Annotated in this window: 3 protein-coding genes; 2 read left to right on the plus strand and 1 reads right to left on the minus strand. The window is 43.3% G+C overall.

Annotated features, from left to right (window positions below):
• Positions 1-416: 416 nt before the first annotated feature.
• Complete coding sequence (locus AC805_RS14790) at positions 417-794, plus strand: hypothetical protein (RefSeq protein WP_055076131.1); 378 nt, start codon at positions 417-419, stop codon at positions 792-794.
• A gap of 41 nt (positions 795-835) precedes the next feature.
• Here the strand turns inward: AC805_RS14790 and speA are convergent, their stop codons facing one another.
• Positions 836-2761, minus strand: coding sequence for a biosynthetic arginine decarboxylase (speA, locus tag AC805_RS14795; protein ID WP_055076132.1), 1926 nt, complete (start codon positions 2759-2761; stop codon positions 836-838).
• A gap of 472 nt (positions 2762-3233) precedes the next feature.
• On the opposite strand from speA, the gene AC805_RS14800 reads away from it, so the two are divergent.
• Complete coding sequence (locus tag AC805_RS14800; RefSeq protein ID WP_231663114.1) at positions 3234-3674, plus strand: DUF1003 domain-containing protein; 441 nt, start codon at positions 3234-3236, stop codon at positions 3672-3674.
• The last annotated feature ends 240 nt before the right edge of the window (positions 3675-3914 follow it).

A 3914-nucleotide genomic window follows, 5' to 3' on the forward strand; every position in this document is an offset into this window, starting at 1 on the left:
TGTATAGCTACCGCCAACTGTATCAGGACATAAAACCCAAAATCATGTTGTCGCGCGGAGCGCGACAACATGATTTTGGGTTTTAATTTTGTCCTAATAAGACTGGCGGTAGCTATAGCAACGTAAGAGATAGCTAGGACAAATCAAAAACCCAAAGATGAGTGGCGGCGCTTCGCGCCGCAACTCATCTTTGGGTTTTTGGAATACTCATAAGGTTTGGCAGTCTCTCTATTTATGAGAATAATAGACTTAAAATAAGACTATAATAACTAAGTGGCTGTTCGTAAAACTAAAGTCAAAAACTGTGACTCATGTAAATTGTGCGTTCAGAGTTGTGCGTTCAGAGTTGTGCGTTCAGAGTTTTGGAGTTTTATCTTTAAGTTTGCCTAGCTACGGATGAGTTATTTATTAATGCTATGAGCCTGCCTTTTTCGTCGTCTGACCTTAAATCCGATCGCGTCTATGAGTTAATGGATGTGGAATCGATTCAAAAAGCCTTGGGGCGATCGCGGGCTTCGGTTTATCGCTATGCCAATACCGATCCCGATCAAGGATTGCTAAACTTGCCCTACGATCCGCAAAAACTAAATCCAGAATTGCGCAATAGCGATCGCGATCCTTTGTTGTTTCATCCAACCGAAGTATCGAGGTTTGCTCGAGATGTCCTGAAAATGAAGCAGGTGACGATCCAAGTGCAAGAACCCGCTCAAAATGAGACTAATCGCCTATTGCAAGAAATTTTGCAAGAATTGCGATCGCTCAATCAGGCGATCGGTACATTTCGCGATCGTTAAGAAGGAAGACGCATCAAGGGCATCTTCCTTCTTAACTCGAATTAGCTGAGGTAAGTATAGCCGTTCAAGCAATGTTCGTACTTTTGGAGAAATAGTCTGGCTTCATCGAGGGTAATCTGCTTCTCTTGGAGCGCTCGCTCGGTCTCTTGCCGAATATTCTCCAACATGGCATCGCGATTGTATTGCACATATTCTAAAACTTCAGTCATTGAATCGCCCTTGATGACATGTTCGACTTTGTAACCCGTGGGCGTGGCATGAATATGCACCGCATCGGTATCCCCAAAGAGATTATGCAGATCGCCGAGGATTTCTTGATAGGCTCCGCCAAGGAATAGCGCTAGATAGTATGGCTCCTCGTGAATGAAGGAATGCAACTCTAAGGTGGACTTAACATCGCGCAAATCGATAAAGCGATCGATCTTGCCATCGCTGTCGCAGGTAAGATCGGCGATCGTACCGCGACAAATAGGCTCTTCATGGAGACGATGGATCGGCATAATCGGGAATAGTTGATCGATCGCCCAACTATCGGGAGCAGACTGGAATACCGAGAAATTGCAATAGTAGGTAAGAGCCATGGCTCGTTCGAGATCTTCAAGATCGTCGGGTACGTAATTGAGTTTGCGGGTTACCTTGAGGATGCGATCGCAACATTCCCAAAACAAACGCTCGACTCTAGCGCGTTGCTTGAGCGTAAGATAGCCAAAGGAGAATAGACTGATTGCTTCTTGGTTAAATTGAACCGCATCATGATAAATCTCTTGGTAGTTATTTTCATTGATATTTTCCAATGCTTCAAAGAGATTGCGAACGATTAAATGTTCCTCTTCCTTCAGTGGTTCGATCGCTTGGTTGGGGATGCCACTAATGCCGACCACGTCAAAGACCAAAACCGATTGATGGGATGCGATCGCCCGACCGCTCTCACTGGTGAGGGTGGGTACGGGTACGCCTTTCTCCGCACAGGCATCCTTAATTGCTGCCACAATATCGTAGGCATAGTTCTGCATACTGTAATTTTTGGAAGCGTAGAAATTAGTTTTGGAACCATCGTAATCAACGCCCAAGCCGCCACCAACATCGAGGTTTCCCATAGGCGCACCCAATGCTGCAAGCTGCACGTAGATTTGCCCCGCTTCGCGCAGAGCATCCTTAATCGTACTGATATTGCTAATCTGAGAACCGATATGAAAATGTAACAGTCGGAGCGAATCCAGCATATTCGCCGCTTCCAACTGCTCGACGGTTTCCAGAATTTCCCACATACTCAAGCCAAATTTTGCGCGATCGCCCGTGGAGTCTTCCCAATGTCCAACGCCCTTAGCATGGAGCTTTGCCCTTACGCCAACGGCGGGAGTAACGCCCAACTTAGTTGCAGCGCGAATGATCATTTCCACTTCTTCAAGCTGTTCGATGACAATAATCGTATCCTGCCCCAATTTCCGTGCGAGGATTGCGGTTTCAATATATTCAGCGTCCTTATAGCCGTTACAGATCAAAAGAGAACCTGGGGTACGCAATGTCGAAAGAGCGATCAGGAGTTCTGGTTTAGAGCCAGCTTCCAATCCAAATTGAAAGGGTTTTCCAAACTTGGCAATTTCCTCAACTAACTGTCTTTGTTGATTTACTTTGACGGGAAAAACCCCGCGATAAACGCCATTGTAGTTATAGCGGGCGATCGCCTTAGCAAAGGTGGAGTTGAGCCGCTCGATGCGATCGGCTAAGATGTCTGAAAACCTTAACAATATGGGTAACCGCAATCCCCGTTGTTTCAGATCGTTTACCAATTCAAATAGGTCAATACAACCGCCGCGATCGCCTTTAGGGGAAACCGTCACATGCCCTGCTTCGTTAATACTGAAGTAAGGTTCCCCCCAACCATCAATGCGATACAGAGTCTCGCTATCTTGAATAGTCCATTTTTTCGTATCTGCAACAACAGGTAATTGAATCTCTTGCAACATTTTATAAACCCTATACACCTTGATCTATGTTCTGAGATAGACGATGGAAAGCAACGCCTATCTCAGCTTTAGTACTACATTCTAATCTAGTTTCTAATCTAGAAAACAGTCTAGATCTTTTTGAACAAGTTAGGAATTACCCAAAAACGATTTAAAAAAATTATTTTACGGTAGCTCTTTTTTACAATTGCTCTTTTATCTTTTTGCTTAGGACATACAGCAATTATCGATCAAATGAACCCAAACGAAAGAAATTCTTAAAAGCGTTACTAAGTAACACTTTCAAGAATTTCTTTCGTTTGGGTTTGAGCGCAAAGCGTTGTAAAATCCCTCAGGCTTTTATGTTTCGATCTTCTTGCCTGTATGTATCTCAGACAACTTTTATATAATATATAGGTATATAGTATATAGGACTATTAAATCGATGGGAAAGTCACCTAAATCTAGACAGTCGCAATCTTCAAGAGGAGAAATGATTGCTGATATTGTTACCGCAACAGTTGGCTCGTGGAGATTTATTCTTATTCAGAGCTTTTTGTTGGGCTTATGGATTGTTCTCAATATTATTAGTTGGATTAAACATTGGGATGAATATCCTTTTATTCTCCTGAATCTGGCTTTGAGCTTTCAAGCCGCTTATGCCACACCATTTATCCTCATGAGTCAGAACCGTCAATCAGAAGTCGATCGCGATAAAGCAAAGCAAGATCTTGATATCGATCTCAAAGCTGAGCAAGAAATAGAGTCTCTACATAGGAAAATTGATAGTTTGAAGGATAAAGAAATCGCCGAACTTACTCATATGCTGAATCTCCAGAACCAATCAATTCAACGTTTAGAAGAGATGCTCGGTCGCGAGATTAAGGCTAATCATCCCCTAATTTCTTCTACCTCTCCATCTAGTAACGAGTAGGTCTAAATGGACGGAGCTCCGCCCATTTAGACCTATAACTTTCCTAAGGATACCCCGTAACGAAATAGCTAAGTATAGCTACAGTCACTTGAATTAGGACAAATCAAAACCCAAGAATTAGTTGGCGGCGCAAAGCGCCGCCAACTAATTCTTGGGTTTTATGTCCTAGTACACTTGGCGACAGCTATATATTTAAAAAACTATCTGAGAGTTTATAAAATCCCCTGCTATGGAGTGGAA

The organism is Pseudanabaena sp. 'Roaring Creek', from assembly GCF_001402795.1.
Lineage (GTDB): Bacteria > Cyanobacteriota > Cyanobacteriia > Pseudanabaenales > Pseudanabaenaceae > Pseudanabaena.

Bases quoted from the DNA above. Each gene is read 5' to 3' on its own strand.
- AC805_RS14790 (WP_055076131.1), top strand. From the start codon at position 417: ATGAGCCTGCCTTTTTCGTCGTCTGACCTTAAATCCGATCGCGTCTAT.
- AC805_RS14800 (WP_231663114.1), top strand. From the start codon at position 3,234: ATGATTGCTGATATTGTTACCGCAACAGTTGGCTCGTGGAGATTTATT.
- speA (WP_055076132.1), bottom strand. From the start codon at position 2,761: ATGTTGCAAGAGATTCAATTACCTGTTGTTGCAGATACGAAAAAATGG.